We start from the raw sequence: 4,904 nt of genomic DNA on the forward strand, positions 1-4,904 counted from the left end.
GCCAAAAACAAAGGTAAAAGATAAGCGCTATGGGTGTTCGTAAAAAACAGATGGCCGAAAGGTTAAAGGAAGAGCGGAGTCAGTTGGTGTATGCCAAACTGAATAACTGCCCTACTTCCCCCAGAAAGATGCGTTTGGTAGCCGATCTTGTTCGTGGAGAAGACGTTGAGAAAGCCCTGGCAATCCTCAAGTTCAATTCCAAGGAGGCCTCCAGACGTCTTGAGAAACTCCTGTTGTCTGCGATTGCCAACTGGCAAGCCAAGAACGAGGAGAGTGATGTTGAGAATGCGGAGCTTTTCGTGAAGGAGATTCGCGTAGACGGTGGTCGTATGTTGAAGCGCCTGCGTCCGGCCCCTCAGGGCAGGGCTCACCGAATCAGAAAGCGTTCCAACCACGTAACCCTCGTGTTAGGAGCTAGAAATAATGCAGAAAGTCAAGTCAAATAGCATATGGGACAGAAAACGAATCCAATAGGTAATCGTCTCGGAATCATCCGGGGATGGGAGTCCAACTGGTACGGCGGAAATGATTATGGAGATAAACTTGCAGAAGACGATAAGATCCGCAAGTATATCCACGCGCGATTGGCCAAAGCCAGTGTTTCCAGGGTAATTATTGAGAGAACCCTGAAGCTCATTACGGTTACCATCACTACTGCCCGTCCCGGTATCATTATCGGTAAAGGAGGTCAGGAAGTAGATAAACTCAAAGAAGAGTTAAAGAAAATTACAGATAAGGAAGTTCAGATCAACATCTTTGAAATAAAGAGGCCTGAACTCGACGCCAACCTGGTCGCTGCGAGTATCGCAAGGCAGGTGGAAAGCCGGATTTCTTATCGCCGTGCGATTAAAATGGGTATCGCCGCCGCCATGCGTATGAATGCTGAAGGGATTAAGGTTCAGATTTCAGGAAGGCTGAATGGCGCTGAAATGGCCCGTTCTGAGAGCTACAAGGATGGACGGATTCCATTGTCCACTTTCCGTGCAGATATCGATTATGCCCTCCACGAGGCGCATACGACTTATGGACGCCTCGGGATTAAAGTATGGATCATGAAGGGCGAAGTATACGGAAAACGCGAGCTTTCTCCACTGGTTGGAATGAGCAAAGGTACCGGTGGTGCCGGAAAGCGCGATGCCAAGAAACGTCGTAGAAAGTAAAATAAGAATCTAAGAGAAGATGTTACAGCCAAAAAGAACCAAGTTTCGCAAAGCCCAGAAGGGCCGGATGAAAGGCATTTCACAGCGGGGCCATCAGCTTTCTAATGGAATGTTCGGTATCAAGTCACTGGATTCGTGCTTTATCACCTCACGCCAAATCGAAGCCGCGCGTATCGCAGCTACCCGATATATGAAAAGGCAGGGGCAGTTATGGATCAAGATATTTCCGGACAAGCCCATTACCAAAAAGCCTCTCGAGGTACGGATGGGGAAAGGTAAAGGAGCTCCCGAGTATTTTGTGGCTGTTGTTAAACCGGGCCGCGTCATGTTCGAAGTCGCCGGTGTGGATAAGGAAACAGCACAGGAAGCCCTGAGGCTTGCCGCTCAGAAATTACCGGTGAAAACAAAATTTATTGTGGCCAGGGATTACGATCCCTCCTAAAATTAAGGGAAGATGAAACAGTCAGAGATTATAGCAATGTCTAATGAGGAGTTGACAGAGAAACTGGCCGAGACGAAGAAGCAATATGCGGACATGAAGATGGCGCATTCGGTCACTCCTTTGGAAAACCCGCTTCAGCTCAGAAAATCCAGAAGAACTGTTGCGCGACTGGCGACGGAATTAAATAAAAGGGAAAACCAATAACTGGTGTTGCTTTATGGAAAACAGGAATATTAGAAAAGAACGAGTAGGCGTTGTGACCAGCAACAGGATGGAGAAGTCCATTGTAGTCGCTGAGGTGAAACGTGTAAAGCACCCCATGTACGGGAAGTTCGTTTTGAGGACCAAAAAGTACGTAGCTCATGACGAAACCAACGATTGCAATATCGGAGATACGGTGAAGATCATGGAGACGCGTCCGATGAGCAAGACCAAGTGTTGGAGATTGGTAGAAATACTTGAAAGAGCCAAATAATTATGGTACAACAGGAATCCAGACTTAAAGTCGCAGATAATACGGGAGCAAAAGAGGTTTTGACCATCCGTGTTTTGGGGGGAACCAAAAGGCGCTATGCCTCTCTCGGAGACAAAATCGTAGTCAGTGTAAAGGAGGCGACTCCTAACGGCTCGATCAAAAAAGGTGCTGTATCCACGGCCGTTGTAGTTCGCACCAAAAAAGAAGTGCGGCGTCCGGATGGATCCTATATTCGGTTTGACGACAACGCATGTGTCCTCTTGAACCCTACAGGGGAGATGAGGGGTACCCGTGTATTCGGACCGGTTGCGCGTGAACTGCGCGATAAGCAATTTATGAAGATCGTTTCCTTGGCACCCGAGGTACTATAAAGACAATTGAAATGAAAATTCGGATAAAATCAGGAGATACTGTTCAGGTAATTGCCGGCGACCACAAAGGAAGCGAAGGCAAAGTAGTACGCATCCTTCGCGATAAGAATAAAGCGATTGTGGAAGGTGTCAATACAGTATCCAAGCACGAAAAACCAAGTGCCCGTAACCCTCAGGGGGGAATAGTGAAGAAAGAAGCACCGATACATATATCCAACCTGGCCCTCCTCGATCCGAAATCAGGAGATCCTACACGTGTAGGTTATGAAGAGCGGGATGGAAAGAAAGTAAGGGTTTCTAAAAAATCCAATGAAGTTATTTAGTTATGGCTTACGTACCCAGATTAAAGCAAGAGTATAAAGAGCGCGTAATTAAGGCGCTCATGGAAGAGTTCGGTTACAAGAACGTAATGCAGGTTCCCAAGCTCCAAAAGATCGTTTTGAGCCGCGGGGTCGGTGCTGCCGTAGCGGATAAGAAACTTATCGACCACGCTGTGGACGAGCTCACCCTGATTACAGGACAGAAGGCAGTATCGACAATGTCCAAGAAAGATGTTGCAGCCTTCAAACTCCGGAAGGGAATGCCCATTGGAGCTAAGGTGACACTGAGGGGTGAACGCATGTATGAGTTCATGGATCGGTTAGTTACTTCAGCGCTTCCAAGGGTCCGGGATTTCCAGGGTATCAAAGCCACAGGTTTTGATGGCCGCGGGAACTATAACCTGGGTGTTACAGAACAGATCATTTTTCCTGAAGTGAATATCGACAAGATCAACCGGATCAACGGAATGGACATCACTTTTGTGACTTCCGCGGATACGGATACTGAAGCGAAATCACTTTTGAGCGAATTGGGATTACCTTTTAAAAAGAATTAGTATGGCTAAAGAATCAATGAAGGCCCGTGAGCGTAAAAGGGCGAAGATGATAGCGAAGTATGCAGAGAAGCGCAAGGCCCTTAAAGAGGCTGGCGACTACGAAGCACTGCAGAAATTACCTAAGAACGCCTCTCCGGTGCGCGCGCACAATCGCTGCAAACTCACGGGAAGGCCTAAGGGATATATGCGGACGTTTGGAATATCCAGAGTAATGTTCCGTGAAATGGCCAACAAGGGATTGATTCCCGGTGTGAAAAAAGCAAGCTGGTAATTTCCTAAATACAGTAAAGAAATGTTTACAGATCCAATCGCAGATTATTTGACCCGAATTCGCAACGCGAACAGCGCCGGCCACCGGGTAGTGGAAATTCCTGCCTCTAATTTGAAAAAAGAGATCACAAAGATCCTCTTTGATCAGGGGTATATCCTCAGTTATAAATTTGAAGATACAGGGGCCCAGGGAACCATCAAGATTGCTTTGAAATACGATAAGCTTACCAAAGAGCCTGTTATTCGCAAGATTCAAAGGGTAAGCACACCCGGACTTCGGAAGTATTCCCCATCCGGCGAATTGCCTCGGGTACTCAACGGTTTGGGAATTGCCATCGTTTCTACCTCTCACGGGGTAATGACTGGAAAACAAGCTCAAAGAGATAATGTTGGCGGAGAAGTCCTCTGCTACGTGTATTAATATTAAAGATTCAGCAGCATGTCTAGAATAGGATTAAATCCGATCGCCATCCCCGAAGGAGCCACTGTTGAGGTTTCTGACAATGTCGTCACTGTAAAGGGAAAACTCGGAGAGCTCCGGCAGGAGTTTTCGGAAGTCGACGTAGTCGTTGAGGAAGGGCAAGTGATTGTAAAGCGACATACTGATCTTAAGTCGCATAAAGCTAAGCACGGTCTGTACAGGTCCCTCATTGCCAATATGCTGGAAGGGGTCACTAAGGGATGGACCAAAGAACTGGAACTTGTAGGTGTGGGTTACCGCGCCAGCAACCAGGGTCAAAAGCTGGATCTCGCACTGGGGATGTCCCATAACATCGTTATGGATATCGCTCCTGAAGTGAAAATAGAAACGACCTCTGAAAAAGGGAAGAACCCCTTGATCAAACTCAGTTCACACGATAAGCAGCTGGTCGGCCAGGTCGCAGCCAAAATCCGCTCCTTCAGAAAACCTGAACCCTACAAAGGGAAAGGAATCAAGTTCAAAGGAGAGCAGATTAGAAGAAAAGCAGGTAAATCAGCATAATTAAGGTATTATGGGACTAACGAAGTCTGAAAATAGAAGCAGAATCAGAAGGCGTATCCGAAAGGTTTCCTTTGGAAGCCAGGAGCGGCCTCGTCTATCCGTATTCCGGAGTAATAAGGAGATCTATGCACAAATCATAGATGACACTACTGGTAAAACGCTGGCAGCGGCTTCTTCCAGAGATAAAGCTTTGGACAAGGTCAAAGGAACCAAGTCTGAGCTCGCTGCTGAGGTTGGAAAGGTTTTGGCCAAAAAAGCACTTGATGCCGGAGTTGAAACTGTAGCTTTTGACAGGGGCGGGTATCAGTACCACGGAAGGGTGAAGTC

General features: G+C 47.2%; 12 protein-coding genes. All 12 read left to right on the forward strand.

Annotated features, from left to right (window positions below; all coding sequences use genetic code 11):
- The first annotated feature begins 29 nt into the window (after positions 1-29).
- The gene (rplV, locus tag WBV75_RS04695) at positions 30-446 is read left to right on the forward strand and encodes a 50S ribosomal protein L22 (protein ID WP_424119491.1); all 417 of its coding nucleotides are present in this window, start codon (positions 30-32) and stop codon (positions 444-446) included.
- Between the two features lie 3 nt (positions 447-449).
- Positions 450-1,160: a 30S ribosomal protein S3 gene (gene rpsC, locus WBV75_RS04700; protein ID WP_424119492.1), complete on the forward strand. Its 711-nt coding sequence runs from the start codon at positions 450-452 to the stop codon at positions 1,158-1,160.
- 19 nt (positions 1,161-1,179) lie between these two features.
- Positions 1,180-1,602, forward strand: a complete 423-nt coding sequence (gene rplP / locus WBV75_RS04705) for a 50S ribosomal protein L16 (protein WP_424119493.1) — start codon at positions 1,180-1,182, stop codon at positions 1,600-1,602.
- A gap of 12 nt (positions 1,603-1,614) precedes the next feature.
- The gene (rpmC, locus tag WBV75_RS04710) at positions 1,615-1,806 is read left to right on the forward strand and encodes a 50S ribosomal protein L29 (protein WP_424119494.1); all 192 of its coding nucleotides are present in this window, start codon (positions 1,615-1,617) and stop codon (positions 1,804-1,806) included.
- A 13-nt stretch (positions 1,807-1,819) separates the two neighbouring features.
- Positions 1,820-2,077 carry a 30S ribosomal protein S17 gene (gene rpsQ, locus WBV75_RS04715; RefSeq protein WP_424119495.1) on the forward strand — a complete coding sequence of 86 codons (258 nt, stop codon included), beginning with the start codon at positions 1,820-1,822 and terminating at the stop codon, positions 2,075-2,077.
- A gap of 2 nt (positions 2,078-2,079) precedes the next feature.
- On the forward strand, positions 2,080-2,448 hold the full coding sequence (gene rplN, locus WBV75_RS04720) for a 50S ribosomal protein L14 (protein ID WP_424119496.1): 369 nt from the start codon (positions 2,080-2,082) through the stop codon (positions 2,446-2,448).
- An 11-nt stretch (positions 2,449-2,459) separates the two neighbouring features.
- Entirely contained in the window at positions 2,460-2,771 is a 312-nt protein-coding gene (rplX, locus tag WBV75_RS04725; RefSeq protein WP_424119497.1) for a 50S ribosomal protein L24, read from the forward strand.
- A 2-nt stretch (positions 2,772-2,773) separates the two neighbouring features.
- Complete coding sequence (gene rplE, locus WBV75_RS04730) at positions 2,774-3,325, forward strand: 50S ribosomal protein L5 (protein ID WP_424119498.1); 552 nt, start codon at positions 2,774-2,776, stop codon at positions 3,323-3,325.
- Between the two features lies 1 nt (position 3,326).
- On the forward strand, positions 3,327-3,596 hold the full coding sequence (gene rpsN / locus WBV75_RS04735) for a 30S ribosomal protein S14 (RefSeq protein ID WP_424119499.1): 270 nt from the start codon (positions 3,327-3,329) through the stop codon (positions 3,594-3,596).
- 21 nt (positions 3,597-3,617) lie between these two features.
- Entirely contained in the window at positions 3,618-4,016 is a 399-nt protein-coding gene (gene rpsH / locus WBV75_RS04740; protein WP_424119500.1) for a 30S ribosomal protein S8, read from the forward strand.
- Between the two features lie 18 nt (positions 4,017-4,034).
- Positions 4,035-4,577, forward strand: a complete 543-nt coding sequence (gene rplF, locus WBV75_RS04745) for a 50S ribosomal protein L6 (protein ID WP_424119501.1) — start codon at positions 4,035-4,037, stop codon at positions 4,575-4,577.
- A 10-nt stretch (positions 4,578-4,587) separates the two neighbouring features.
- Positions 4,588-4,904, forward strand: a 317-nt coding sequence (gene rplR, locus WBV75_RS04750; protein WP_424119502.1) for a 50S ribosomal protein L18, incomplete at its 3' end; no start/stop codon positions are given.

The organism is Robiginitalea sp. (assembly GCF_049588695.1).
Lineage (GTDB): Bacteria > Bacteroidota > Bacteroidia > Flavobacteriales > Flavobacteriaceae > Robiginitalea.

Bases quoted from the DNA above. Each gene is read 5' to 3' on its own strand.
- rplV (WP_424119491.1), top strand. From the start codon at position 30: ATGGGTGTTCGTAAAAAACAGATGGCCGAAAGGTTAAAGGAAGAGCGG.
- rpsC (WP_424119492.1), top strand. From the start codon at position 450: ATGGGACAGAAAACGAATCCAATAGGTAATCGTCTCGGAATCATCCGG.
- rplP (WP_424119493.1), top strand. From the start codon at position 1,180: ATGTTACAGCCAAAAAGAACCAAGTTTCGCAAAGCCCAGAAGGGCCGG.
- rpmC (WP_424119494.1), top strand. From the start codon at position 1,615: ATGAAACAGTCAGAGATTATAGCAATGTCTAATGAGGAGTTGACAGAG.
- rpsQ (WP_424119495.1), top strand. From the start codon at position 1,820: ATGGAAAACAGGAATATTAGAAAAGAACGAGTAGGCGTTGTGACCAGC.
- rplN (WP_424119496.1), top strand. From the start codon at position 2,080: ATGGTACAACAGGAATCCAGACTTAAAGTCGCAGATAATACGGGAGCA.
- rplX (WP_424119497.1), top strand. From the start codon at position 2,460: ATGAAAATTCGGATAAAATCAGGAGATACTGTTCAGGTAATTGCCGGC.
- rplE (WP_424119498.1), top strand. From the start codon at position 2,774: ATGGCTTACGTACCCAGATTAAAGCAAGAGTATAAAGAGCGCGTAATT.
- rpsN (WP_424119499.1), top strand. From the start codon at position 3,327: ATGGCTAAAGAATCAATGAAGGCCCGTGAGCGTAAAAGGGCGAAGATG.
- rpsH (WP_424119500.1), top strand. From the start codon at position 3,618: ATGTTTACAGATCCAATCGCAGATTATTTGACCCGAATTCGCAACGCG.
- rplF (WP_424119501.1), top strand. From the start codon at position 4,035: ATGTCTAGAATAGGATTAAATCCGATCGCCATCCCCGAAGGAGCCACT.